Genomic DNA, 25,262 nt, shown 5'->3' with positions numbered 1-25,262 from the left:
CGGATCGCCGCCGACAGCCCGGCGGGGCCGCCGCCGACGATCACGACGTCGTATTCCATCGATTCGCGCGGGCCGTACTGCGCGAGCAAGTCCTGTGTGGTCAAAATCCTGTCTCCTGCTGCGTCCCGACCGTCAGCGGTCAGAACTGGTCTTCCGTCAACGCGAGCACGCTCTCGTTGCCCTTCGCGCCGACGATCGACGCCTCGAGCGCACCCGCCTGCACGAGCACGTGCTCCGCATAGCATTGCGCGATCGCGATCTTCGCGTCGAAGAACGCCGTGTCGCTCGCACGGTTCGCGTGCGCGGCCAGCAGCGCACGCGCCATCTGCCAGCCGCACAGCACGACGCCCGCGAGCTTCAGATACGGCACGCTGCCCGCGAACACCGCGTTCGGGTCCTGCTTCGCGTTCGCGAGCACGTAGTCGACCACCGTCGACAACGCGCGCGCGCCCTTCTCCAGTTGCGCCTTCATCGACGCGGCCGCCGCGCCGTCGATCTTGTCGAGCGCCGTGACGGTCTCGCCGATCTCCGCGATCAGCGCCTTCGCGACCGCGCCGCCGTCGCGCAGCGTCTTGCGGCCGACGAGGTCGTTCGCCTGGATCGCGGTCGTGCCTTCGTAGATCGCCAGGATCCGCGCATCGCGGTAGTACTGCGCGGCGCCGGTTTCCTCGATGAAGCCCATCCCGCCATGCACCTGCACGCCGAGGCTCGCCACGTCGTTCACCATCTCCGTGCTCCAGCCCTTCACGACCGGCACCAGATATTCGTAGATCGCCTGATGACGCGCGCGCGTCGCGTCGTCCGCATGGCGGTGGGCAATGTCGCTGTGCGCGGCGGCCACATAGGCCAGCGCCCGCGCGCCTTCGGTCAGCGCACGCATCGTGCCCAGCATCCGGCGCACGTCCGGGTGATGGATGATCGTCACCGACTGCTTCGCCGAGCCATCCACCGGACGGCTCTGCACGCGTTCCTTCGCGAATGCGGCCGCCTTCTGGTACGCGCGATCGGCCACGCCGATCCCCTGCATCCCGACCCCGAAGCGCGCCGCGTTCATCATGATGAACATGTATTCGAGGCCGCGGTTCTCCTCGCCCACCAGATAGCCGATCGCGCCGCCGTGATCGCCGTATTGCAGCACCGCCGTCGGGCTCGCCTTGATCCCGAGCTTGTGCTCGATCGACACGCAGTGCACGTCGTTGCGCGCACCGAGCGAGCCGTCGTCGTTGACCAGGAACTTCGGCACGATGAACAGCGAAATGCCCTTCACGCCTTCCGGCGCATTCGGCGTGCGCGCCAGCACCAGATGGACGATGTTGTCCGCCATGTCGTGCTCGCCCCACGTGATGAAGATCTTCGTGCCGAACACCTTGTACGTGCCGTCGCCCTGCGGCTCCGCGCGCGAGCGCACCAGCGCGAGGTCGGAGCCCGCCTGCGGCTCGGTCAGGTTCATCGTGCCCGTCCATTCGCCGGAGATCAGCTTCGGCACGTAGCGCTGCTTCTGCGCGTCGGTGCCGGCCGTCAGCAGCGCCTCGATCGCGCCGTCGGTGAGCAGCGGGCACAGCGCGAACGACAGGTTCGACGCGTTCAGCATCTCGATGCACGGCGTCGCGATCAGCTTCGGCAGCCCCTGGCCGTCGTATTCGGCCGGATGCTGCAGCCCCTGCCAGCCGCCTTCGACGAACTGGCGGAACGCTTCGCCGAAGCCCGGCGTCGCGGTCACGACGCCGTCCTTCCAGCTGCTCGGATTGCGATCGCCTTCGACGTTCAGCGGCGCCAGCACCTCGCCGCAGAATTTCGCGGACTCGTCGAGCACGGCCTGCGCCGTGTCGTAACCCGCATCCTCGAAACCCGGCAACTGCGCGACGGCGTCGATGCCCGCGAGTTCCTTCAGCACGAACAGCATGTCCTTGACGGGGGCGTTATAGCTCATGGTCGATGTTCCAATCAGGCGGTGAATTGGGGGCGCCACGGGGTCCGATACGGCAGAACCGGCCAGGACCGGGCGACGTGATGGGCCATCCTAACGCCGGGGGTCCGGATTTTCATTGTCATATCCGGCCCACATGGTGACAAAATCGGCCACGCCGCGCACCGGCGGCGACCCTGCCGCCCGGCGGAGAAGCCCGCCGCGCGGGCGTCGGCGCCCGATCCGCCCGTATCGGAGATTGCGGTGAAGCGCGCCAAAAAAACGGCCACGCGTACGCGCGGCGGCCCCGCTCGGCGCAGCAAAGGGAGCCGGTTATGGGGGTGTCCTCTGAAGAACCGGCCATGAAAACCGCCAAGGTGTCCGGTTATGGGATTCCATCCGCGGCCCCGCGAATCGGTGACACCCGGCGCCGCGCCCGCGTCACGCCCGGCGCCGATACGTCCCCGGCGTACTGCCCGTCCAGTGCCGGAACGCGCGATGAAACGCGCTCGGATCGTCGAAGCCGATATCGGCGCCGATCGCCGCGATCGTGTCGGGCGTGTCGGTCAGCCGCTGGATCGCGATATCGCGCCGCAGCTCGTCCTTCAGTACCTGGAACGTCGTCCCTTCGGCGGCCAGATGACGGCTCAGCGTGCGCACCGAACAATGCAGGTGCTCGGCCGCCTGGTCGATCGCGGGCAGGTCGGGCAGCGCCGCCGACAGGTACTGCCGCACGCGATGGCACACGAGCTGTTCGCTGAACGATTCGAAGATCCAGTCGCCGGGCGCACGCGCGAGGAACTTGCGCAGGTTGCGCTTGCTCTGGCGGATCGGCGCGTCGAGGTAATCGGCGCTGAAGCGCATCAGCGTACGCGCGCAGTCGAACTGCACGGCGCCGGTGAAGAAGTACAGGTGGTCGACCGCATGGCGCGGCCGCGGGCACGCGAACTCGATCTGCAGCAGCGGAATCTTCTGCCCGATCAGCCAGGAGCACACGCCGTGCACGAGCTTGAGCATCAGCTCCTGGCCGAGCGCGCCGATCGGGCCGATGGCGTCGTTCGGGCGCAGCAGCACCTGCGCGACGAGCTCGTCGCGCTTCGATTCGACGAAGAAGTCGTCGAGCAGGATATGGAAGAATTGCCCGAAACGATGCAGCGCCGTTTCGAGGTTGCGCGCATCGAGCAGGCTCAGGCACAGGTACTTCAGCGTGCCGCCGCGCAACGGACGCGAGAAGATGCCGGGCATCTCGTCGTCGAGGTCGATCGCGAGCGTGCGGTACAGCGTCGAGAACTGCTCCTCCGTCACGCGCGCATGCGGCTCGCCGAGCAGTTCGATCGGAATGCCGGCGCCGCGCAGGTAGCGCTCGACCACGTCGCGCCGCGCGCCCGCGCTCGCGAGAAAGCCGTTGACGAGCGAGATCGGCACCGTCGCGCTCGGCGACGGCAGCGCACGCCCGGGCCGGGCGGAAAGTGAATCTGAGCCGGTCATCGCGTCCCCGTCGATCGAACCGACCGCATTGTACTTGAGCGGCCCGCGCGCGACCTTCGGGCTTGGACGCGCACCGGGCCGCACCGGGCCGTGCCGTGCCGGGCGGCCGCGGCCGCGCGGCGCGTGGCCGCCATCAGTCGGTGCGGCTGAGTTCCCGGCGCAGGATCTTGCCGACCGTCGACTTCGGCAGCCGGTCGACGAAGCGCACCAGCTTCGGCACCTTGTACGCGGCCAGGCTCGCGCGGCAGTGCGCGACGAGCTGCGCCTCCGTCACGTCGGCGTCCGGCGCGCACACCACGAACAGCTTGACGGCCTCGCCCGTGCGCGGGTCCGGCACGCCGATGCACGCGCATTCGGCGACGCCCGGCAGCGCGGTCGCGACCGCCTCGATCTCGTTCGGATACACGTTGAAGCCCGATACGATGATCATGTCCTTCTTGCGATCGACGATCCGCAGGAAGCCCGCCGCGTCGAACACGCCGACGTCGCCGGTGCGGAAATAGCCGTCCGCGGTGAACGCGGCCGCGTTCGCGTCCGGCTTCCGCCAGTAGCCGCCCATCACCTGCGGCCCCTTCACGCAGATCTCGCCCGCTTCGCCGATCGCCACCTCGCGATCCTGGTCGTCGAGCAGCTTCACGTCGGTCGACGGCAGCGGCACGCCCGTGGTGCCCGTGAAGTTGTCGATCGACTGCGGGTTGAACGACACGACCGGCGACGTTTCCGACAGCCCGTAGCCCTCGCGGATGAAATTGCCCGTCACCGCCTTCCAGCGCGACGAGATCACGTCGATCACCGCCGCGCCGCCGCCGGCCGACAGCTTCAGCCGCGACCAGTCGACCTCCTTCAGGCGCGGATGGCCGGCGAGCCCCGCGTACAGCGTGTTCACGCCGACGAACACCGTCGGCCGCGCGGCCTTCAGCACGTCGATGAACCCGTCCATGTCGCGCGGGTTCGCGACGAGCCAGTTCTGCGCGCCAATCGCGAAGTAGGACAGGAAGTTCACCGTCAGCGCGAAGATGTGATACAGCGGGATCGCCGTGACGACGACTTCCTCGCCGGGCCGGCGCGCATCCGGCACGATCGCCGCGAACTGCGCGATGTTCGCGGCGAGGTTGCGATGCGACAGCGCCGCGCCCTTCGACAGGCCGGTCGTGCCGCCCGTGTATTGCAGCAGCAACAGGTCCGCGCCGCTCAGCGCAACCGGCTCGCACGCGAGCGATTCGCCCGCGGCGATGGCGTGCGCGAGCGCGGTCGAGCCGGGCGGCAGCGTGTCGCACGTGCCGGCCGGCGCATCGACGACGCCGAGATCCTCCCGGCCCACGCTCAGCACGATGCGCACGCGCGTGCGGCCGACCACGTCCGCGAACGTGCCCATCGACCCGCCGCAGACGATCGCCACCTCGACCCCGGCGTCGTCGAGCTGATGCTCGAGCTCGCGCGCGGTGTAGTGCGGATTCACGTTGACCTGCACCGCGCCGATCTTCGCGACGGCGACGAACACGACCGGGAACGCGAGCACGTTGGGCAGCATCACGGCCACGCGGTCGCCCTTGCGCACGCCGACGACCTGCTGCAGATACGCGGCCAGCGCGGTCGACAGGCGCTCGACGTCGGCATAGGTGAGCGTGCGGCCGAATGCATGGAACGCCGGACGATCGGCGAAGCGGCGCATCGCGTCGTCCAGCAGCGCGCTTACGGAAGGATGGCGATCGGCGTCGATCTCGGCGGGGATCGAGCCATACGACCCGATCCAGTGTCTCTTCGTCATGTCTCACTCCTCTGGGCGCGGCACGCCAGCGTGCGTACCGCTCTCACGGCGGCCTGCACGCCGAAAGGACGCGGGCCGCCGCCTGACCGGCGACTATCGCCCGCGCGATGCGCGTTGCAAATGATCCGCGCGGCCGAAAACATGATCGAAACGGACACGCGAACGCACGCGCCTGCGCCACTCACACCGCGAACACCCGTCCGGCCGGCCTTTTCCATCGCTGCATCAGGGTGAACCCTGTGGCGGACGGGACCGTTCCCGAGCAGAATTGCGGGCCGTCAACGATATCGATTCGGACGCAGGATCCCGCCATGCCGCGCAGCGCGCTGTTGAAACCGACCGACGCCCGTCCCGCCCGGCTGCCCGACGCCGAGGCCGCCCACGCGTTGCGCGCGCAGCGCTTCACGCCGGCCAAGCTGGCCGTGCTGGTCGACGTGGCCGCGCACGCCGGCCTCGATCCGGCCACGGTGCTCGCCGGCACCGGGCTCACGCCGGCCGACGTCGTCGATCCGTTCACGCTCACGTCGCCGCTGCAGTTCCTGACGGCCGCGCGCAATGCGGTCAACCGGTACGACGGCACCGACCTCGGCGTGCGCGTCGGCCGCCGGCTGCACGCGTCGAGCTACGGGATGTACGGCTACGCGATGCTGTGCTCGGAATCGCTCGCGCGCGCGTTCGATTCGGCCGTCAAGTATCACCGGCTCGCGAACGGCATGCTGCCGATCCGCTGGGTCGAACAGGGCGATACCGCGTCGTGGCTGTTTCCGGCCCGGCACGAGGTCACGCTGCCCGATCTCGACGCGGCGCTGTACCGTTTCCTGATCGACATGCAGTTCGCGCTGCACGTGACGGTCATCAAGGACGTGATGGGCGGATGGTGCGTGCCGGCGCGCGCGCAGTTCGCGCAGCCGCGGCCGCCGCACGCTGCGCTGCTGGCCGACGCGCTCGAATGCCCGATCGCGTTCGACCAGCCGCATCACATGCTCAGCTATCCGGCGGCATGGCTCGCGCGCGCGCCGCAGCTCGCGAACCCGATCACCGCCGCGCAGATGTCGTCGCACTGCGCCCGGTTGCTCGACGAATTGCGCAGCCAGTCGGGCATCACGCGACGCGTATACGAGGAGCTCACCCGCACGCCGGGACAATTCCCGGACATCGACGCGATCGCCGAAATCCTCTGCATGACCTCGCGCACGCTGCGCCGCAAGCTCGAAGCCGAAGGCACGTCGTACAGCGAACTGCTGACGAGCGTGCGCAAGGCGCTCGCGATCGACTACCTCGGCACGACCACGCTCAGCATCGAGGACATCGCGTTGACGCTCGGCTTCAGCGATGCGGTGGGATTCCGCCACGCGTTCAAGCGCTGGACCGGCACGACGCCGACCGACGTGCGGCGCAAGCGCGGCGGGTAACGCCGCCGCCGGCGGTCAGCGCGCGTCGCCGGCGGCCGGCGACGCGACCGCCAGCGCAAACTCGAACACCGCGCCGTGCCCGGCCCGGTCGACGAGCCGGATGCTGCTGCCGTTGAGCGCCAGCATCCGGTGCACGATCAACAGGCCGAGCCCGCCGCTCGTCGCCGTGCCGCCGCTGATCGGCCGCTGCGGCCGCTGGAACAGCCCTTCGCGCCGCGCCGCCGGAATCCCTTCCCCGGTATCCGACACCGTCACGACCACACGGTCTTCCCGAGGCTCGAGCGCGATCTCGACCTCGCCCTGCGAAGGCGTGTGCCGCAGCGCGTTGTCGAGCAGGTTGGTCAGCACGCGCTCGATCATCCCGAGATCGGCCGACACGACCGGCACGCGCGGCGGGATCCGCGCATGCAACGCGACGCCGCGCGATTGCGCGGTCAGCTCGAACTTCTGGAACACGTCCTGCACGAGATCGACGAGCGAGAACGGCTCGCGCTCGGCCTGCACGCCGCCCGATTCGAGCCGCGCGAGCTCGAACAGCGCCTGCGCGAGCCGCCCGACCTTCGCGCTCTGCGCGAGCGCGATCGACAGGTAGCGCCGCCGTTCGGGCTCGGCCAGCGTGTCGGCCTTCAGCGACAGCGTCTCCAGATAGCCATGCAGCGACGTGAGCGGCGTGCGCAGGTCGTGCGAGATGTTCGTGATCAGTTCGCGCCGCTGCTGGTCCTGGCGCGTCAATGCGCGCCACTGTTCGCCGATCCGGTCGGCCATCTGCGCGAACGCGGATTCGAGCACCGCGATGTCGTCGCCGCGGCGGCCCGGCGGCAAGCGCAGCACCGGCGGCTGCGTATCGGGCATGGCGGGCATGGCTGGCGCGCCGGGCGCGCCGTTCGCGTCGAAGCCGCGCATCGCGGCCGTCAGCCGGCGCAACGGGCGCGTGATGAAGCTGAAGGCGACGAGGCCCGCGAGCAGGCCGAGCAGTGCGACGATCGCCATCGACCACAGCGTCGTGCGCAGCACGTTGCCGGCGTCGACGCGCGCGGCGAGCCGGTCATGCGCCTCGCCGAGCAGCACCACGTAGATGTAGCCCGACGGCGGCTGCCCCGCGCGCTGCAGCGGCGCGGCGCTGAACACCTTGCGCGCGTCCGGGCTGCGCGGGTCGTCGCCGAGAATCGGCAGCGGCTGGCCCGCGATGAAGCGCTGCACGGGCGCGAGATCGACGCGGTCGCGCTTCACGTGGCCAGGCGGCGCGTCGTCGCCCTTGATGCGCCCCGCGTTGTCGAGCAGGTACACCTCGACGCTCGGGTTCACGCCCATCAACTGGCCGAACAGCGTGCGCACGGCGTCGGGGCGCAGCCCGTTCGCGTCCATCAGCGGCGCGCTGCCCGCGATGTTGGCTGCCAGATCGCGCGACAGCGCCTGCACGACTTCCTTCTCGCGCATGTCGTTCGCGCGGATCTGCAGCCACGCCGACGCGCCCGAGCACGCGAGCAGCAGGATCGAGAACACGAGCGACAGCCGCCGCGTGAGCGTGAGTTTCATCATGCGTCCCGCTGCCCCGGCGCGGCGAGCTTGTAGCCGCGGCCCCAGACGGTGAGGATCCGCACGGGCTCGGCCGGATCGGCCTCGATCTTCGCGCGCAGCCGGTTGATGTGGGTATTGACCGTGTGCTCGTAGCCTTCGTGCTGGTAGCCCCACACCGCATTGAGCAGGTCCATCCGCGAAAACACCTTGCCCGGGTGCCGCGCGAAGAAATACAGCAGGTCGAATTCGCGCGGCGTGAGGTCGATGCGTGCGCCGTCGACGCTCGCCTCGCGCGCGATCGGGTCGATCGCGAGCCCGGCGACGTCGAGCGTGCCCGCGTCGATCCGCGAATCGCGTGCGAGCGCATCGACGCGCCGCAGCAGCGCCTTCACGCGCGCGACGAGTTCGAGCACCGAGAACGGCTTCGCGAGGTAGTCGTCGGCGCCGAGTTCGAGGCCGAGGATCCGGTGCACCTCGCTCGAGCGCGCGCTCGTGATGATGATCGGCGTGTAGCGCGTCATCGCCCGCGCGCGCCGGCAGATTTCGAGGCCGTCGACGCCCGGCAGCATCAGGTCGAGGATCAGCGCGTCCCAGTTGCCCTGTTCGAGCAGGCGCAGCCCTTCGGCGCCGTCCGCGCTGTGCACGACCTCGTAGCGCTCGTCGCGCAGGTGCAGGCTCAGCACGTCGGCGATGTCGGCGTCGTCCTCGACGATCAGGATGCGTTTCGGTTGGTCCATGGCGGTGGGCGGCGGCACGTCGGCGCGACGCTCGGTAAGGGTTGTCGGGCGGTTGCCGGGCGGCGCGCGGTCGCCCGGATCGCCGCCCGGCGAAAGGCCGCGCTGCCGTCATTGTGCAAAATTTTGCGGCGGAGAGTGATCACAAATCGTTTAAATCTGGATCGTACTCGTGATGTGAGCCAATCTCGGCGAGGCTTCCCGCTCCGGCCCCTCGAACCCGATTCGACACGCTCCGGCGCAAACGCCAAAAGGCCGGTTCGAAAAGACGGCACGGTTTCGCCATCTCGGCTCCCATGCGGTCAGAACCGGGAATTGACGCGCACATATGCGGACTGCGCCGACACGTGGCTCGTATCGATCGTCGCATCCAGCCCGAGCGATACCGTGGTCGTCTTGGCGGCCTGCAGCGTGACACTGGCGCCCGTGGTCAGGAACGCGCGCGGAAGATCGGTACCCGGCGCCGCGAACACGGTCCCGTCCTGGCTCTGCACCTGGACGACGCGGCTGCCGCGCAGCACCTCGTGCGCATAGCCGACGCGAAGCTGGACGCCGACCGGGCGCACGGCGTCGCCGAACGCCTTGTCGAGCGACACGCCCGCGTAAGGCTGAAGGCTTCTCGCACTGTCGGGCCCGACGTTCAGGTTCTGGCCGTTGGCGCCGTTCTCGCCGAAGCCGGTGCCGCGCACGTACGCATACCGCAGTCCGATGTGCGGCGTGAACCGGAAACCGCCGGCTTCCATCGGCAGACTGGCCTGCGTGGCGGCGGTGAATTCGTGGCCGAGATGGTCGCCTTCGGCGGTACCCACGCTGCCGAACGGCCGCTTCTGCGACAGGAAATCGAGACCGTAGCCGAGCGCCGCCGACAGATTGACGGCGCCGATCGGCCGCGCGCCGTACAGCGCGACGCGCAGCGTGTCGATGGCGCCTGATGCGCCTGTCGTGTCTTCCGCCAGCGTGGTGTGCGTGTAGCCGCCCGCCGCACCGACCGTCGCTTCGCCGAGCCGCCCCTGTGCGCCCGCCAGGAACCCGTACGCGTGCGTGAGGAAGCCCGGCGCGCCGCCCGTGCCGCCCACCTTGGTGCTGGAACCATTGGCCACGGCCCACACGTTGCTGGCACCCGCCGCGTCATCCTGCCGGCCGGCGAGACGCCCGAGCAGCGTCGAACTGGCGTCTTGCGCCTGCAGCAAGGCCGTCGTGCCGAGCGCCGTGTAGATCGACGTCCTGGTCGGCGCGATGACCGTTGGGCCGGCCGGCGTGCCCGGGCCGGCCGGCGTGCCGGGCCCGGCCGGCTCGGCGAGCAGCAGGTCGACCGCATTGGCGCCGTAGTCCACCGACGATTGCAACGCGCCGAGATTCGCGCCGGCCGTGCTGGTGCCGACGTTCGAGAAACGGCCCGTCACGCCGTTGGCCGCGCTCAGCACGGTGTAGCGGCGGGCGGTATAGGTGCCGGGATCGAACAGAACGGCCAACGAACCGCCGAGCGTCGCGGTGCCGCCCACGCGCAATTGCGATGCTTCCGTCGGGCTGACCTCGATCGACAGCGTGCCGCCCGCCGCCTGCGTGTAGTTGCCGCCCACGGTCAGCGTTCCGATCGAACCGCCCGGCGCGACCACCCCGCTGCTGCTGACGGCGCCCGCTACCGTGCCATGGCCGCGCAACGTGCCGAGCGCATCGACCACGACATTGCCCCCCAGCACTGCACCGGCATTCGCCGCGTCGCCAACGGCCAACGTGCCGCCCGCCACCGTCGTCGTTCCGGAGAACGCGTTGCTGATACCGTTCAGCGTCAGCATGCCCGCGCCTCGTTTGACCAGGCCGCCGGTGCCGACGAGGCTGCCGCTGAAGGTTTGCGACGAGTCGTCGGCCAGCGTGAGCGCGCTGCCGCCCACCACTACGCGGCTGCCTGCCACGCCGGACAGATGCGCGACCGTCTGGCTGCCGGCCGCGGACAGGTCGAGCGCGGCCGCTTGGCCGGCCAGCGTGACCGACGTGGACGACGCCAGCCGGCCGGCGCCCGACAACGCGAGCGTGCCCGCGTCGACCGTCGTCGCCCCGGTGTATGTGTTCACGCCGGACAGCGTTTGCGTGCCGCCCGCCACGGTCAGCCCGCCGGTGCCGTCAATCACACCGCCGAACGTGCCGGCCGCATTGGCGAGCGTCAACGTGCGACCGCCCAGCGCGACCGTGCCCGTACCCGTGAGCGCATTGATCGTCGCCCCGGCGGTCGTCCCCGAGATATCGAACGTCCCGTTGTCGACGACCGCGCTGGAGGCCGCAATGCTGCCCGAACCGGTCAGCGCCAGCGTTCCGGCATTGACGGTGGTAGCGCCCGTGTAGGCGTTCGCCGCCGACAGTGTTTGCGTACCGCCGCCGACGGTCAGTGCGCCCGTCCCGTTGATGGTTCCGCCGAACGTGCCGGCCGCATTGGCCAGCGTCAGCGTGCGGCTGCCCAGCGCCACCGTGCCCGTGCCGGTCAGCGCATTGATCGTCGCCCCGGCGGCGGTCGCCGAGATGTCGAACGTGCCGTTGTTGGCGATTGCGCTGGAGGCGGCCAGGCTGCCCGAACCGGTTAATGCCAGCGTGCCGGCGTTGATCGACGTTGCACCGGTAAAGCCGTTCGTACCGGACAGCGCCTGCGTACCGCCCGCAACCGTCAGGCCGCCGGTGCCGCCGATCACGCCGCTGAACGTGCCGGCCGCATTCGCGAGCGTCAGCGTGCGACCGCCCAGCGCCACCGTGCCCGCGCCGGTGAGCGTATTGATCGTCGCCCCGGCCGTCGTCCCCGAGATATCGAACGTGCCGTTGTTGGCGATTGCGCTGGAGGCGGCCAGGCTGCCCGAACCGGTCAATGCCAGCGTGCCGGCGTTGATCGACGTTGCACCGGTAAAGGCGTGGGCGCCCGACAGCGTTTGCGTGCCGCCCGCCACGGTGAGCCCGCCGGTGCCGCCGATCACGCCGCTGAACGTGCCGGCCGCATTGGCGAGCGTCAGCGTCCGGCTGCCCAACGCGACCGTGCCCGTACCCGTGAGCGCATTGATCGTGGCGCCCGAAGTCGTCCCCGAGATGTCGAACGTGCCGTTGTTGGCAATCCCGCTGGAAGCAGCGATGCTGCCCGTGCCGATCAGCGCGAGCGTGCCGCCGTTGATCGCGGTGCTCCCCGTATAGCTGGCGGCGCCGGATATCGCGAGCGTGCCGGTACCCGCCTGCACGAGGCCGCCCGCCCCGCTGACGGTGCCGCCATACGTCACCGTGTCGCTGCGGTTGAACGCCAACGTGCCATTGTTGACGATGTTGCCGACGACCGAGCCCGTGGTCCCGCCGCTGCCGATCTGCAGCGTGCCGGCGCTGATGGTGGTGCCGCCGGTATAGGTGTTGTCTCCCGTCAGCGTGATCGTTCGGCCGCCGCTCACGGCCACACTGCCCGCCCCGGATACCACGCCTGAAACCACTAGGCCAGTCGCGCCGGAATTGAAAGTCACCCGGGACGCGGCATCGCCGAGCGTCACCTGGTTGGACAGCGTGAGCCCGGGGGAGCCCGCGATGATGGTGGCCGCCGCCGCAGCAGCCACCTCGAGGTTTCCGACGATGTTGGACCCGGTCACCAACTGCAGTGTATTGTTCGCGCCGTTGAACCGGACGGCTGCCGCGCGCGTGACGCCGTCCGCGTACAAGCCGCCCGAGATCGTACCGCCGTTGACGACGAAATCGCCGCCATTGACGATGACGCCGGCCCCGGCGGCCGCGCCGTTGCCGGCGCCGCCGGCGATCGTGCCGACGTTGGTCAGCACGGTGAAGCCGCCGGCCAGGTTGACACCGGCGCCGCTGGCTCCGGCCGTGCTTGCGCCACCGCCGCTGACGCCGCCCACACCGCCGGTGATGGTCCCGAGGTTGGTCACCTGCGAACCGGGCCCCAAGGTCAGCAGCCCGTCGCCGCCCCCGCCGCCGCCGCCCGGGTTTCCGCCACTGCCCCCGTTGCCGCCGTTTCCGCCGACGAGCGCTCCCTGGTTCGTCACGTCGGCCGCCGGCGTCACCATGACGAGCGCAGCGCCCCCGCCGCCTCCACCGCCGCCGTTCGACGCAGGCCCCGACGTGCCGGCTCCGCCATTCCCGCCGGTGCCGCCCTGCACCGTCACGCCGTTGTTGACGGTCACGCTGGTGCCGGTCGAATACACGCCCGCGCCGCCGCCACCGGCACCGCCGGCGAAATTGAATCCATCGAAGGCCTGACCGGCGCCGCCTTGCGCGTTCGCGTTGACCACCGCATCGCCGGCGAGCACCACGGCTGGCGCTCCGCCGGGGCCGCCCTGGCCGCTGTCGTTCGTCGCACCGGTGCCGCCTGTCCCGCCTGACGTGGCCCCGCCGGGGACCTGGACCGTGGCCGAGCCTCCGCCCAACGTAGACGAACCCCCGCCACCGCCGTTACCGCTGCCGCCGTTGCCGCTTCGGTCCGGGATGCCGTCGCCGCCGGGCGCGCTGCAATTCGCGATGGTGGCGGACGAACACGTGGCGGCCCAACCCGGGACGGCCGCGCCGGCCAGACCGAGCGACACGCCGATCGAAACGAGGCAGGCGCGGCGGCGCGCGGGCGTGGCGCCATGGCCGGTGTCGACTCCGCCGTGCGACGCCCTCGTGCGTTCGGATACCACTTGCGGAGCATGCAAGCTGCGGCTCCAGACCAGCCGATAGACCCGGTTCATGTCGATCCCCTCGGTGCATAGACCCATGGGCCTGGCGCCGGTCACGGAGAGGCTGCCCCGATGGCGCGACGGACCCGTTCTAGTTGTCTTTCTATGGCGCGCCGGTCCGCGGATACTGATTGTGTTGGTTCATCGGTCGGGGCGCATGCGCGCGCAATATAACACCTACGTCGGCAGCCCATCCAGGTTGTCGTGGCCCCGTCACGCTCCGGCGGCGAGCGGAAGACACGACGCGGTCGACGACGCCTCGTGGTCGCCCCCGGCTACCCGATGTCTTCCGTCCGTACGCCTGACACACGGCGTCTTTCAATGCGCGACCGCCGCTCGGTCTCCACGTGCCCGCCGGCCTGCCAGCCGGTTCGGGACCGACACGGAAGACAACGCCAACACGCCCGTCACGCGCCTTGACGACCACACCGGCTTTCGTCCGACTCGTCTGGAAACGAGAACGATCAATTCTCGGCAGCGGGGATTCTGCCGCAGCCGACGAGTTTCTAGACTTACCGCAAGCGATGAGACCTGCTCGTCGCACCTGCCCAAAGGACACCGTCATGAAGCTCTACGTTCACCCGCTTTCCGGTCATTCGCACCGCGCACGCCTGCTCATCTCGCTGCTCGGCATCGAGCACGAACTGATTGAAGTCGACCTGGCCGCCGGCGCGCACAAGTCGCCTGAATTTCTGGCGCTGAACCGCTTCGGTCAGGTGCCGGTGCTGGTGGACGGGGACACCGTGATCGCCGATTCGAATGCCATTCTCGTGTATCTCGCCCGCACGTCGGGCAACCACGACTTCCTCCCGCCATCGCCCGTACAGGAAGCCGCCGTGCAGCGCTGGTTGTCCGTCGCGGCCGGCGAGATCGCATTCGGCCCGGCCGCCGCGCGGCTCATCACGGTGTTCGGCGCGAAGTTCAACGCCGACGAAGTGATCGCCCGTGCGCATCGCATCCTCGCGCTCATCGACGCCGAACTCGCGGCGCGCGACTTCATCGTCGGGCCGAAGCCGACCATCGCCGACGTCGCGTTGTACAGCTACGTCGCGCGCGCGCCGGAAGGCAACGTGGATCTGTCGGGCTATTCGAACGTCGCGGCGTGGCTGCGCCGCATCGAAGCGTTGCCTGGCTTCGTCGAGTTCGTGAAGACGCCGGTCGGGCTCGCGGCGGCTGCGTGAGCGAAGTCGGCCCGTCGCCCGTGCAGGCCGACGGGCGACGCCGGCGCGCCCAATGCGTCATGTGCAAATTCCGTCGAGGAGACACATCTTGAGCACGGTATCGAATGAATCGAACTCGCCGTGGCATCGGGGCGAACTCGAGCTGCAGGAAAAGACAGGCGTGATGCAGAAGATGGACAGCGTGGGACGGCGCTTCGTCAGGAACCACATGCCCGACCAGCATCGAGCGTTCTTCGCGCAGTTGCCTTTCGTCGTCGTCGGTGCGGTGGCGGACGACGGCGACGTATGGGCGACGTTCGCGTTCGGCCGGCCCGGCTTCATGCAGTCGCCGAACGACAAGCGTCTGCGCATCGACACCGTATTCGATCCGAACGATCCGGCTGCCGGCGGCACGCGCGACGGCGCGGCGATCGGCCTGCTCGGCATCGAACTGCATACGCGGCGTCGCAATCGGCTGAACGGCGTGATCCGCCGCGGCGAGACGCGCGCATTCGATCTCGACGTCGTGCAGAGCTTCGGCAACTGCCCGCAATACATCCAGTTGCGCGATTTCGCGTTCGTACGCGAACCCGATACGTTTTCCGCAATCGCACCTGAGCAGAGCGATCATCTCGACGATCGCGCCCGCGCGATCATCGCGGCTGCCGACACGCTGTTCGTTGCGTCCTACGTCGGCGACGGCGCCGAACGTCAGGTCGACGTTTCGCATCGCGGCGGCAAGGCGGGGTTCGTGCGCATCGGCGACGACGGCGTGCTGACGATCCCCGATTTCGCCGGCAACCTGTTCTTCGCGACACTCGGCAATTTCCTGGTCAATCCGCGCGCGGGCATCGTGTTCGCCGACTTCGAAACCGGCGACGTGTTGCAGATGACCGGTGAAGCCGAAGTCGACCTCGATTCGCCCGAGATCGCCGCATTTCAGGGCGCGGAGCGACTGTGGCGCTTCAAGCCGCGCCGCGTCGTTTATCGCGCCGGCGCATTGCCGTTGCGCTGGACGTTCCGGGCGGAAGGCTGGTCGCCCAACTCGCTGATGACGGGAAGCTGGGACGAGGCCGCGCGCCGCCTGAAAGCGGCCGAACTGGCACGGGCGTGGCGTCCGTTCAGGGTCGCGAAAATCACCGACGAGAGCACGCTGATCCGCTCGTTTCAGCTCGATCCCGAGGACGGCGCCGGATTGGTACCGCATCTGGCGGGCCAGCACGTGCCGATTCGCGTGAACCTGTCGGAGAACGGCGCTCCGCTCATCCGCACTTATACGTTGTCGAGCGCGCCGTCAGACGGCGTGTATCGCATCAGCGTCAAGCGCGAAGGACGCGTGTCGTCGCATCTGCATGACATGGTGCAGGTCGGTGACCGCATCGACGTCCGGGCGCCCGCCGGGCAATTCACGATCGATGCGCTCGAGCGCCGTCCCGCCGTATTACTGGCGGCCGGTGTCGGGATCACGCCGATGCTGGCGATGTTGCGTCACATCGTCTACGAAGGCGCGCGCAAGCGCGGCACGCGCAAGACCTGGTTCTTTCACGCCGCACGCTCCGTGCAGGAACGCGCGTTCAGCGACGAGATCGCCCAGCTCGCATCGGCGGCGAACGGCGCGGTGAACGTGGTGCGCGTCCTGTCGGACGCGGGCGGCGCGCGCGAGGGCGACGAGTTCGACGTCGTCGGCCGCATCGATGCGAACCTGTTGCGCGCCACGCTGCCGTTCGACGATTACGACTTCTATCTGTGCGGACCGTCGGGCTTCATGCAGGCGATCTATGACGGGCTGCGCGACCTGAACGTGGCGGACGACCGAATCCACGCGGAGTCGTTCGGCCCTTCCGGGCTCGAGCGTCGCGCCGATCCGGGCGCGCGTGCCCCGCTGCGCGCGCCGGCGGATACGCCGACACCCGTTGCATTCGTCAAGTCGGGCAAGGAAGCGCGCTGGCAACCGGGCAGCGGCTCGCTGCTGGAGCTGGCCGAGGCGCGCGGCCTGACGCCCGAATACGGGTGCCGGGGAGGCAGTTGCGGCACCTGCCGCACCCGGATCGTCGAAGGCGCGGTGACGTATCCGGTCGCGCCGGAATTCAAGGTAGCGGACGACGAAGCGCTGATCTGCTGCGCGGTGCCCGCGCATCGCGAATCGGGCGGCGGCGACCGTCTGCTGCTCGACGCGTAATTCAGAACCCGCGTCACGCGGCGACGATTGCCAACGAAAGGCGTTTGATCCGGAAAGACGTCAACGTCGTGCTCGGGCGCAGGCCCGACGATCATCCCCGCCTGAGCGATCTCGGCCTGCAGGGCCTGCTTGAAAACGGAATGCGATGCTTGATACGCGCGCCGTTCGGGATGGTTCCGTCGCACGCGCCGTGCCGACTCGCCGCTGTCGGCTATGCAGACCACATCGGCGCCTTGGCTCTCAGCTTTTCGACGCAGAGATCGATGAAGGCGCGCGCCTTCCGGTTCGCGTGCCTGCCCTCCCGATGCACGACATGAACCGGAAGCGGGGCAAGTTCGTGCTCGGCCAGCAGCACGCACAGCGTGCCTTGCGCGAGCTCGTCGACCACCTGATAGGACAGCAGGCGCACGATTCCGAGGCCGGCCGTCGCCGCGGCGATCGCGGAATCGTTCGTCGTGGTCACCAGGCGCGGCTGGATAGGGACGGTGAGCGTCTTGTCCCGCGCGCGCAAGCGCCATTCCGGCGCCGGCGTGATGCCCGTCGCCTGGATCGTGACGTGAGCCGCGAGATCGTCCGGATGCCGCGGCGTGCCGTGCGCACTGAGATAAGCGGGAGAAGCGCACAGCACGCGCCGCACCTTGCCGACCGGGATCGCCTGCAGCGACGAATTCGGAAGCTCGCCGATGCGCACGGCCACGTCGGCGCCTTCATCGACGAGATTCACGACGCGGTCCAGAAACCAGCAGTTGAGATTGACGAAAGGATGCTGCTCCAGATACTCGAGCGCGATAGGCGTCACGTAGGTCTTGCCGAACAGCACCGGCGCGGTGACGGTGAGCTGGCCGCGTGGCGTATTGCCGGTGCCGGTGGCGGAAAGCTCCGCCGCGTCGATGTCCGCCAGGATTCGCCGGCAGTCTTCGTAAAACGACGCGCCCGCATCGGTGATGCGGACCACGCGCGTCGTCCGCGTCAAGAGCCGCACGCCCAGATGCTCCTCGAGCTCCGTCATCACGCGGCTGATTACCGACGGCGATACGTTCAGCTTGCGCGCCGCCGATGCGAATCCTTCCGTCTCGACCACCGTGACGAAGGTGGTCATGGCCTGGAGCCTGTCCATGTCTGAAAGATATCCGGGTGAAGTGAACGTGTCCTCACGCGCAGCGTGCGTATCGTGCGCATCCATGTCGCCGCATGGCGGCGGCCAGCATAGCAAAGTTTCGAACCCGCTCCGCGTGCGACATCGATGCGCGACGATCATGGCCCGTGCATGCACGAGCGTCGTCGACGGATGCGTGGTCGCCGGCCGGCAGCGATCGAGCGGCAACATGGCGCGGCCGATCCGCATCCACGCGATTGCGCGAACGCCGTGCCCGGACGGAACCGACGGGCGAACGCAGCGTGCGCATCGTCCGTCACGCTGAACGCGCCTGCGGCTCCGCGGTTTGCGACGACCGCATGCGCCACTTCGCCGGCGTCATGCCTACCTGCCGTTTGAACACCCGTTGGAATGCGGCCTCCGATCGATATCCGACCGATTCGCCGATCTCCGCGACGGACATCGTCGTTTGCGCCAGCTTGCGCCCGGCCAGCGCCATGCGGATTTCCGTCAGCACATCGCTTGCCGAGCGGCTGATCGCCTCTTCAAAGTGGCGTGCGAACGTGGCACGCGACATGTGACAGAGCGCGGCCAGTTGCGGAAGCGTCCACGGCTTATCAGGTTCATCGAACATGGCCGCGAGCGCCGGCTGCAGCCGCTGACGCTGCGCAAGCGCCAGCAGGCCGCGCGGCGCGTGGCCGGTATCGGACGCGCATCGCAGGGTCAACGCAAACAGCGCGCCCGACAACTGGTTCACGACCGTCGCGCTGCCCGGTCGTTGCTCGAACGCTTCCTCGCGCATCAATTCGATGACGCGGGCGAGCCTGGTGGCCGCGAATGCGGCGTCGCGCGCCGGTCCGTCGCCCTCGCTCACGCTGCTTACCAGCAAACGCCCCGGCAGATGGTCGCGCAGCAACTGCTGCGGCACCGCCGGGAGGATGAAGCGGCCGCAGAGCACATCGGCGCCATCGCGTGTGCGGCCGTTCGTGACAATGGTCAGGCCGTCCTGATGCCGCTCGCGTGCCGGGCGGGGCGGCTTGCCGCTGCCGTCGCGCAGGCTGTGCGCGCTGCCGGAAGGAAACAGCACGATATCGCCGGCTTTCATTCGAAGCGCGGGTTCGCCTTTCGCGCCGGCGTCGCCTTCCACCACGGCCTCGCCGCGCAACAGCACGTGATAGGGAAATTCCCACTCGCTCGACTCGGGATGGTCGATGCGCCACGGCGAGCCGAAGTGGCACCGCACATCCAGCCGTCCGGTGACCGGCATCAGCGCGAGCAGTCGGTCCAGCAGTTCCATATGAGACGTTTGGGCATGAAGTTGCGGAATTATGGCATTAAAGAACTCGCCGCGCACCCCTACACTGACTCCCATGCCATACGACATGGCTAAGCGGTTCAACCCTCAATCCGAACGAAGGAGTCGATCATGTCCCGTCTCACCACCATTCGCCCCGAAGACGCAACCGGCCCGGCCGCCGAAGTATTCGCGAAGATCAAGAAGGCCGTCGGCAAGGTGCCCAATGCGTACGCAACCATCGGAACGCACAGCCCCGACGCACTCGGCGCGGCGCTGGCGTTCGACGCCGCTGTCGCGTCGAGCACGCTCGGCAAGGCAGACGTCGAAGTCATCAAGCTGGCGGTCAGCGAATACGCGGGCTGTGACTACTGCGTCGCGGCTCACACGCTGATGGGCAAGCTGGCCGGCCTGACGAGCGATCAGATGAAGCAGGTGCGCGCGGGCGAGGCAACCGGCGACGCCGCGCGGGATGCGCTGGTCACGTATGTCCGTACGCTCGTCGGCACGCGTGGCACGGTGCCCGGTGCAGTCGTCGATGCAGTACGTGCAGCTGGCTATACGGAACGTCAGCTGATCGAGATCAATCTTGCCATCGCGTCGATCACGTTCACGAATCTCGTGAACCGCGTGAACGACACGACGCTCGATTTTCCGGCCGTGGAGTAACGGCGCGTCCGTGCGCGGCGGCGGCAACCGAATCCGGATGATTCATCCGTCGGCCTTCATCGGAACGGATACTCGCCGGCGCGCCCGGAACACGGGCGCCGGCGTGCGCTGCCGCCACGCCGGTGCACACGTACAGCAAGCTCGAATAATCCGGTCCGAAGTCGTCTATCGACATGCGCAGCCGCGCCGGCACCGCGTATCAGCGCGCGGCCGCCTCCGGGTTCCGGACGCTGCCCAGAAACCGCGTCAACTCCACCGTCTGCGGCCGCTCGAAGATCTCGTCGGCCGTTCCGCTCTCCCACACGCGGCCTTGGTGCATGAACACGATCCTGTCGCTCACCGCACGCGCGAAGTTCATCTCGTGCGTGACCATGATCAGCGTCATGTCCTCGCGCGCAAGCTGCTCGACGACGCCCAGCACCTCGCCGACGAGCTCGGGATCGAGCGCGGACGTGATTTCGTCGCACAGCAGCACGCTCGGCTTCATCGCGAGCGCACGCGCGATCGCGACGCGCTGCTGCTGGCCGCCCGACAGTTGTTCCGGAAACGCGTCGAACTTGTCGCCGAGGCCCACACGCTCGAGCATCAGTTCCGCGATCGCGCGCGCCTGCTGGCGATGCACCTTCTTCACCACCGACTGCGCGAGCATCACGTTTTGCCCGGCGCTCAGGTGCGGAAACAGGTTGTATTGCTGGAACACCATGCCGACCTTGAGCCGCAGCGCACGCAGGTCCGCATGCCGCGCATCCACGCGTTCGCCGTCGACCGAGATCGAGCCCGCGTCGATGCTCTCGAGCCCGTTGAGCGTGCGCAACAGCGTGCTCTTGCCCGAGCCGCTGCGGCCGATGATCGAGACGACCTGCCCGCGCTCGACGGAAAAATCGATGCCCTTGAGCACATGATGGGTGCCGAAGTTCTTTTCGAGACCACGGGTTTCAACGAGCGGCATGCCATCTCCTTTGCAACGTGCGCGCGTAACGGGTAAGCGGATAACAGAGCGCGAAATAGATCAGTGCGACGAGGCCGTACACGACGAACGGCCGGAACGTCGCGTTCGAGATCGCGATGCCGACCTTCGTCAGCTCGGTGAAGCCGATGATCGACACCAGCGCCGTATCCTTCACGGCCTGCACGCCGAAGCCCACCGTCGGCGCGATCGCGATGCGCGCGGCCTGCGGCAGGATCACGTGACGCAGTTGCTCGACGTAGCTCATCGCCAGGCTCGCCGATGCCTCCCATTGCCCCTTCGGCACGGCCTCGACGCAGCCGCGCCAGATTTCCGCGAGATACGCGCTGGTGAAGAACGTGAGCCCTGCCGTGGCCGCGACCCACGGCGGCACGTCGAGCCCGACGAGCGGCAGGCCGAAGAACACGATGAACAGTTGCATCAGCAACGGGGTGCCCTGGAACACTTCGATATAGAGCTTCGCGACGCCGCGCAGCAGTGTCGAACTCGATACGCGCATCACGAGCAGCCCGAGGCCGACGAGGCCGCCCGTCACGAACGACACGATCGACAGCACGATCGTCCAGCGCGCGGCCAGCAGCAGGTTCGTGAGAATCTGCCCGAACGTGAAATCGGTCATCGCGCACCTCGCAGGCGACGGGAAAACAGGCGGCGACCCATCGCGCCGAGCGTGGCGCGCAGCAGCAGCGCCATCGCCAGATACGCGAGCGTGATCACGAAGTACGTCTCGAACGCGCGGAAGTTGCGCGACTGAATGTAGCCGGCCGCATAGGTCAGGTCGGCCACCGAGATCTGCGACACGACCGCCGAACCGAGCATCGTGATCACGATCTGGCTCGACAGCGCGGGAAACACCTTGGCGAGCGCCTGCGGCAGCACGACGTGGCGCAGCATCTGCGCGCGCGACATCGCCAGCGCCGACGCGGCCTCCAGATGCCCTTTCGGCACGGCGGCCACGCCCGCGCGCACGATCTCGACCGAGTACGCACCGAGATTGAGCGTCATCGCGAGAATCGCGGCCGTGTATTCGTCGATGTGCACGCCGAGCGCCGGCAAGCCGAAGAAGATGAAGAAAAGCTGGACGACGAACGGCGTATTGCGGATCGCCTCGACGTACGCGCCGATCAGCGGGCGCAATCGTACGGCCGCGTGCGCGTCGGCGCTGTACGCGGCCGCGCCGAGCACGCCGACCGCCACGCCGAGCACGGTCGCGACCGCGGTCAGCGCGAGCGTGATCGCCGCGCCGCTCGCGAACACGCCGACGTATTCGGCGAGCTCGCCGAATTGAAGCTGGTAGCTCATGGGAACGGAATGAATTCGGGTTCGGACAACGACACGCGCCGCGCCCGGCATGCCGGCAGCGGCGACGTATCAGGCGACACGACGATTCGTCACAGTCCGGCCGGCAGCGGCTGGCCGAGCCACTTCCGCGACATCTCGCCCAGCGTGCCGTCCTGCTTCGCATGCGCGATCGCATCATCGATCTTCGCGAGCAGGCGCGGTTCGTTCTTGTTGACGCCGACGAAGCATGGCGAATTCTTGATCACGAACTTGACCTCGGGGCGGCGCGGCGGATTCTTCGCGAGAATCGCCGCCGCGACGATGTTGCCGGCCGCGATCAGTTGCACTTGCCCCGACAGGAACGCCTGGATCGTCGCGTTGTTGTCCTCGAAGCGCTTGATCGTCGCGTTGGGCGCGAGCTGCGACAGCGCGATCTCCTCGAGCGCGCCGCGCGTGGCGCCGACCGTCTTGCCGGTCAGGTCGGCGGGCGCGCTCACCTTCACGTCGGACGGGCCGAACACGCCCTGGAAATACGGTGCGTACGCGCTCGAGAAATCGATGACCTTCTCGCGCTCCGGCGTCTTGCCGAGCGACGAGATCACCATGTCGACCTTGTTGGTCGTCAGGTACGGAATCCGGTTCGCGCTGTTCACGGGCACCAGCTTCAGCTTGACGCCGAGCGCCTTGGCGAGCAGGCCGGCCATGTCGATGTCGTAGCCCTGCGGCTGCATGTCCGTGCCGACCGAGCCGAAAGGCGGATAGTCCTCGGGCACCGCGACGCGCAGCGTGCCGTTTTTCGCGATGGTGTCGAGCGCATCGGCATGGGCCGGCGCGGCGGCGAACAGCGCCATCACGGGTGCGGCGATCAACGCAGCCAGCCAGGTGCGTCGGGGGAACGGTCGGGTCGTCGGGCTCACGGTGAATCTTCCTTGTCTGGTATGTCGTCGGGGCGCGCGCAACCGTTGCGCGGCCCGACACGACTCCAGCAAGAACCGGGCCACGCCCCGTGCAACGCTTGCCGCACCGACCCAGCCGGGCGACCCGTCGATCCGCATTCCTCATTTCGGTGCATGAGCCGGCGCCGGCGGCGGCGGTTGCCCTCACAGGGCGCGCCGGCGCACCAAATTAACTGACCGGTTCACCCGCCGCCCGGCCCCTATGCACGGATTCGAACAGGCCCAGTCGAAATTTGCATTCCGTTTGTGACGGGAATTACGGCTGAATACGTTCGCGACGTACCGTGCCGTTCGCCACGCCCGGCGAATCGCAATCAGGACAGGTGCGCTTGATTCCGCGCCCTCGTCCGCCGGTACCGGTGGTCCCGATCGCCTCGCGATCGGGATGAATTCAATCCCATCCGTGCGCGAGGATACCGTCATGGCATCGATTCCCGAACCGTCGACAACCGGCGAAACCGACAAACGCAGCTGGCTCGAATCGCACGAAGCCGGCTATCACAAGACCCTCGGCAATCGACAGGTGCAGATGATCGCGATTGGCGGGGCCATCGGCACCGGGCTGTTTCTCGGGGCGGGCGGCCGGCTGCAGGCCGCCGGCCCGTCGCTCGCGATCGTCTATCTGGTATGCGGCGCGTTTTCGTTCCTGATCCTGCGCGCGCTCGGCGAGCTCGTGATGCATCGCCCCAGCAGCGGCAGCTTCGTGTCGTACGCGCGCGAATTCCTCGGCGAGAAGGCATCGTTCGTCGCCGGCTGGATGTACTTCCTGAACTGGGCGATGACCGGCATCGTCGACATCACCGCCGTCGCGCTCTACATGCATTACTGGGCGCCGTTCGCGGCCGTGCCGCAGTGGATCTTCGCGCTCGTCGCGCTCTGCATCGTCGCGACGATGAACCTGATCGGCGTGAAGTGGTTCGCCGAGATGGAGTTCTGGTTCGCGCTGATCAAGGTCGCCGCGATCGTGCTGTTTCTCGTGATCGGTTCGGTCATCCTCGGCACGGGCATGCCGGTCGCCGGCCATGACACCGGCATGCATCTGATCACCGACAACGGCGGGTTCTTTCCGCACGGACTGATGCCGGCGCTGGTGCTGGTACAGGGCGTGGTATTCGCGTTCGCGGGCGTCGAACTCGTCGGCACGGCTGCCGGCGAATGCAAGGATGCACGCAAGGTGCTGCCGCGCGCGATCAACAACGTGATCTGGCGCATCGCGATTTTCTACGTCGCGTCGGTGGTGCTGCTGGTGTGCCTGCTGCCGTGGAGCGCGTACAAGGCGGGCCAGAGCCCGTTCGTCACGTTCTTCGGCGCGCTCGGCGTGCCGGGCATCGGCTCGGTGATGAACCTCGTCGTGCTGACCGCCGCGCTGTCGAGCCTCAACTCCGGCCTGTATTCGACGGGGCGCGTGTTGCGTTCGCTGTCGATGGGCGGCTCGGCTCCCGCGTTCCTCGCGCGAATGAGCGCGCAATCCGTGCCGTACGCGGGCATTCTGGTGACGGTCGCGATCTATGTGGTCGGCGTGCTGCTCAACTATCTCGTGCCGTCGAGCGTGTTCGAGATCGTGCTGAACATCGCGTCGCTCGGCATCGTCAGCACATGGGGCTTCATCGTCGTGTGCCAGATGAAGTTCCGCGCCGCGGTCAGGCGCGGCGAGGTGGACGACGTATCGTTCAGGATGCCGGGCGCACCCGTGACGTCGTGGCTCACGCTGCTGTTCCTGCTCGGCGTGCTGGTATTGATGGCGTTCGACTACCCGAACGGCACGTGGACGATCGCATCGATCCCGCTGGTCGCGCTGCTGCTCGTGGCTGGCTGGAAGTGGCTGAGCCGTCGCGCGCGCCGTGCGTTGCTCAAGCCGACGATTCCGTCGGTCACGCTCACGCAGAACGTACTGGAGAAAGGAGACGACTGAGCCCCGGCCCGGCGCGACTCGGCGACCGTTCCCGCCGAGTCGTGCCGGGTGTCCGACGACGCCGTGTGGCAACGATCGGGGACGAGCACCCGGGACGCCACGTCCGCACGGCATGGCTCACCGACCGGCAAGGCGCTCGCAATGGGTGGGTCGCGCGCGACAAGCGGCCGGCGGCATCCCGCCGGCCCGTCAGCGTCAGTTGACCTGAAGCTGGCCACCGCGGCCCAGGCCGCC

Annotated in this window: 17 protein-coding genes; 5 read left to right on the top strand and 12 right to left on the bottom strand. The window is 68.4% G+C overall.

The features are described from left to right. Positions 1–139: 139 nt before the first annotated feature. The 3 genes from C5F75_RS35850 to C5F75_RS35840 form a co-directional block, all read right to left on the bottom strand. The gene (locus tag C5F75_RS35850; RefSeq protein WP_104013535.1) at positions 140–1,930 is read right to left on the bottom strand and encodes an acyl-CoA dehydrogenase; all 1,791 of its coding nucleotides are present in this window, start codon (positions 1,928–1,930) and stop codon (positions 140–142) included. 417 nt (positions 1,931–2,347) lie between these two features. After that, the gene (locus tag C5F75_RS35845) at positions 2,348–3,394 is read right to left on the bottom strand and encodes an AraC family transcriptional regulator (protein WP_059578948.1); all 1,047 of its coding nucleotides are present in this window, start codon (positions 3,392–3,394) and stop codon (positions 2,348–2,350) included. Positions 3,395–3,527: 133 nt separating this feature from the next. After that, complete coding sequence (locus C5F75_RS35840) at positions 3,528–5,162, bottom strand: AMP-binding protein (protein WP_104013533.1); 1,635 nt, start codon at positions 5,160–5,162, stop codon at positions 3,528–3,530. Positions 5,163–5,473: 311 nt separating this feature from the next. On the opposite strand from C5F75_RS35840, the gene C5F75_RS35835 reads away from it, so the two are divergent. Further along, positions 5,474–6,574: an AraC family transcriptional regulator gene (locus C5F75_RS35835; RefSeq protein WP_104013532.1), complete on the top strand. Its 1,101-nt coding sequence runs from the start codon at positions 5,474–5,476 to the stop codon at positions 6,572–6,574. Positions 6,575–6,589: 15 nt separating this feature from the next. Here C5F75_RS35835 and C5F75_RS35830 read toward each other — a convergent pair whose 3' ends face one another. The 3 genes from C5F75_RS35830 to C5F75_RS35820 form a co-directional block, all read right to left on the bottom strand. Then, positions 6,590–8,110: a sensor histidine kinase gene (locus tag C5F75_RS35830; RefSeq protein ID WP_104013536.1), complete on the bottom strand. Its 1,521-nt coding sequence runs from the start codon at positions 8,108–8,110 to the stop codon at positions 6,590–6,592. After that, on the bottom strand, positions 8,110–8,829 hold the full coding sequence (locus tag C5F75_RS35825) for a response regulator transcription factor (protein WP_050016036.1): 720 nt from the start codon (positions 8,827–8,829) through the stop codon (positions 8,110–8,112). The genes C5F75_RS35830 and C5F75_RS35825 overlap by 1 nt, the downstream gene beginning before the upstream one ends. 299 nt (positions 8,830–9,128) lie before the next feature. Next, entirely contained in the window at positions 9,129–13,526 is a 4,398-nt protein-coding gene (locus tag C5F75_RS35820; protein WP_104013531.1) for an autotransporter domain-containing protein, read from the bottom strand. A 551-nt stretch (positions 13,527–14,077) separates the two neighbouring features. On the opposite strand from C5F75_RS35820, the gene C5F75_RS35815 reads away from it, so the two are divergent. After that, positions 14,078–14,695: a glutathione S-transferase family protein gene (locus C5F75_RS35815; RefSeq protein ID WP_104013530.1), complete on the top strand. Its 618-nt coding sequence runs from the start codon at positions 14,078–14,080 to the stop codon at positions 14,693–14,695. An 88-nt stretch (positions 14,696–14,783) separates the two neighbouring features. Beyond that, positions 14,784–16,853, top strand: a complete 2,070-nt coding sequence (locus C5F75_RS35810) for a 2Fe-2S iron-sulfur cluster-binding protein (protein ID WP_104013529.1) — start codon at positions 14,784–14,786, stop codon at positions 16,851–16,853. A gap of 211 nt (positions 16,854–17,064) precedes the next feature. On the opposite strand, the gene C5F75_RS35805 is transcribed toward C5F75_RS35810, so the two are convergent. Both C5F75_RS35805 and C5F75_RS35800 read right to left on the bottom strand, forming a co-directional pair. After that, positions 17,065–17,970: a LysR family transcriptional regulator gene (locus tag C5F75_RS35805; protein ID WP_104013528.1), complete on the bottom strand. Its 906-nt coding sequence runs from the start codon at positions 17,968–17,970 to the stop codon at positions 17,065–17,067. A 295-nt stretch (positions 17,971–18,265) separates the two neighbouring features. After that, on the bottom strand, positions 18,266–19,246 hold the full coding sequence (locus C5F75_RS35800; protein WP_059638618.1) for an AraC family transcriptional regulator: 981 nt from the start codon (positions 19,244–19,246) through the stop codon (positions 18,266–18,268). A 129-nt stretch (positions 19,247–19,375) separates the two neighbouring features. On the opposite strand from C5F75_RS35800, the gene C5F75_RS35795 reads away from it, so the two are divergent. Then, positions 19,376–19,912, top strand: a complete 537-nt coding sequence (locus C5F75_RS35795) for a carboxymuconolactone decarboxylase family protein (protein WP_104013527.1) — start codon at positions 19,376–19,378, stop codon at positions 19,910–19,912. A gap of 199 nt (positions 19,913–20,111) precedes the next feature. Here C5F75_RS35795 and C5F75_RS35790 read toward each other — a convergent pair whose 3' ends face one another. The 4 genes from C5F75_RS35790 to C5F75_RS35775 all read right to left on the bottom strand — a co-directional run bounded on the left by C5F75_RS35790 (position 20,112) and on the right by C5F75_RS35775 (position 23,077). Then, a complete protein-coding gene (locus C5F75_RS35790; RefSeq protein WP_099318347.1) occupies positions 20,112–20,861 on the bottom strand; it encodes an amino acid ABC transporter ATP-binding protein in 750 nt (249 codons plus the stop codon). Continuing rightward, positions 20,848–21,498 carry an amino acid ABC transporter permease gene (locus tag C5F75_RS35785; protein WP_059638614.1) on the bottom strand — a complete coding sequence of 217 codons (651 nt, stop codon included), beginning with the start codon at positions 21,496–21,498 and terminating at the stop codon, positions 20,848–20,850. Before C5F75_RS35785 ends, C5F75_RS35790 begins: the two co-directional genes overlap by 14 nt. Next, positions 21,495–22,181, bottom strand: a complete 687-nt coding sequence (locus tag C5F75_RS35780; protein WP_104013526.1) for an amino acid ABC transporter permease — start codon at positions 22,179–22,181, stop codon at positions 21,495–21,497. Before C5F75_RS35780 ends, C5F75_RS35785 begins: the two co-directional genes overlap by 4 nt. Before the next feature lie 89 nt (positions 22,182–22,270). Then, a complete protein-coding gene (locus C5F75_RS35775; protein ID WP_059578913.1) occupies positions 22,271–23,077 on the bottom strand; it encodes a transporter substrate-binding domain-containing protein in 807 nt (268 codons plus the stop codon). Between the two features lie 460 nt (positions 23,078–23,537). On the opposite strand from C5F75_RS35775, the gene ansP reads away from it, so the two are divergent. Further along, a complete protein-coding gene (gene ansP / locus C5F75_RS35770) occupies positions 23,538–25,028 on the top strand; it encodes an L-asparagine permease (protein ID WP_059578910.1) in 1,491 nt (496 codons plus the stop codon). Positions 25,029–25,262 lie beyond the last annotated feature (234 nt).

Source organism: Burkholderia anthinoferrum, from assembly GCF_002925705.1.
In the GTDB taxonomy this organism is placed as follows: Bacteria; Pseudomonadota; Gammaproteobacteria; order Burkholderiales; family Burkholderiaceae; genus Burkholderia; species Burkholderia semiarida.
This window is presented reverse-complemented; position numbering and strand designations above follow the sequence as displayed.

Excerpts from the sequence above, each read along its gene's own strand:
- C5F75_RS35820 (WP_104013531.1), bottom strand. The coding sequence starts at position 13,526 with ATGAACCGGGTCTATCGGCTGGTCTGGAGCCGCAGCTTGCATGCTCCG.
- C5F75_RS35800 (WP_059638618.1), bottom strand. The coding sequence starts at position 19,246 with ATGGAACTGCTGGACCGACTGCTCGCGCTGATGCCGGTCACCGGACGG.
- C5F75_RS35830 (WP_104013536.1), bottom strand. The coding sequence starts at position 8,110 with ATGAAACTCACGCTCACGCGGCGGCTGTCGCTCGTGTTCTCGATCCTG.
- C5F75_RS35780 (WP_104013526.1), bottom strand. The coding sequence starts at position 22,181 with ATGAGCTACCAGCTTCAATTCGGCGAGCTCGCCGAATACGTCGGCGTG.
- C5F75_RS35795 (WP_104013527.1), top strand. The coding sequence starts at position 19,376 with ATGTCCCGTCTCACCACCATTCGCCCCGAAGACGCAACCGGCCCGGCC.
- C5F75_RS35825 (WP_050016036.1), bottom strand. The coding sequence starts at position 8,829 with ATGGACCAACCGAAACGCATCCTGATCGTCGAGGACGACGCCGACATC.
- C5F75_RS35785 (WP_059638614.1), bottom strand. The coding sequence starts at position 21,498 with ATGACCGATTTCACGTTCGGGCAGATTCTCACGAACCTGCTGCTGGCC.
- C5F75_RS35815 (WP_104013530.1), top strand. The coding sequence starts at position 14,078 with ATGAAGCTCTACGTTCACCCGCTTTCCGGTCATTCGCACCGCGCACGC.
- C5F75_RS35850 (WP_104013535.1), bottom strand. The coding sequence starts at position 1,930 with ATGAGCTATAACGCCCCCGTCAAGGACATGCTGTTCGTGCTGAAGGAA.
- ansP (WP_059578910.1), top strand. The coding sequence starts at position 23,538 with ATGGCATCGATTCCCGAACCGTCGACAACCGGCGAAACCGACAAACGC.
- C5F75_RS35840 (WP_104013533.1), bottom strand. The coding sequence starts at position 5,162 with ATGACGAAGAGACACTGGATCGGGTCGTATGGCTCGATCCCCGCCGAG.
- C5F75_RS35835 (WP_104013532.1), top strand. The coding sequence starts at position 5,474 with ATGCCGCGCAGCGCGCTGTTGAAACCGACCGACGCCCGTCCCGCCCGG.
- C5F75_RS35805 (WP_104013528.1), bottom strand. The coding sequence starts at position 17,970 with ATGGACAGGCTCCAGGCCATGACCACCTTCGTCACGGTGGTCGAGACG.
- C5F75_RS35790 (WP_099318347.1), bottom strand. The coding sequence starts at position 20,861 with ATGCCGCTCGTTGAAACCCGTGGTCTCGAAAAGAACTTCGGCACCCAT.
- C5F75_RS35845 (WP_059578948.1), bottom strand. The coding sequence starts at position 3,394 with ATGACCGGCTCAGATTCACTTTCCGCCCGGCCCGGGCGTGCGCTGCCG.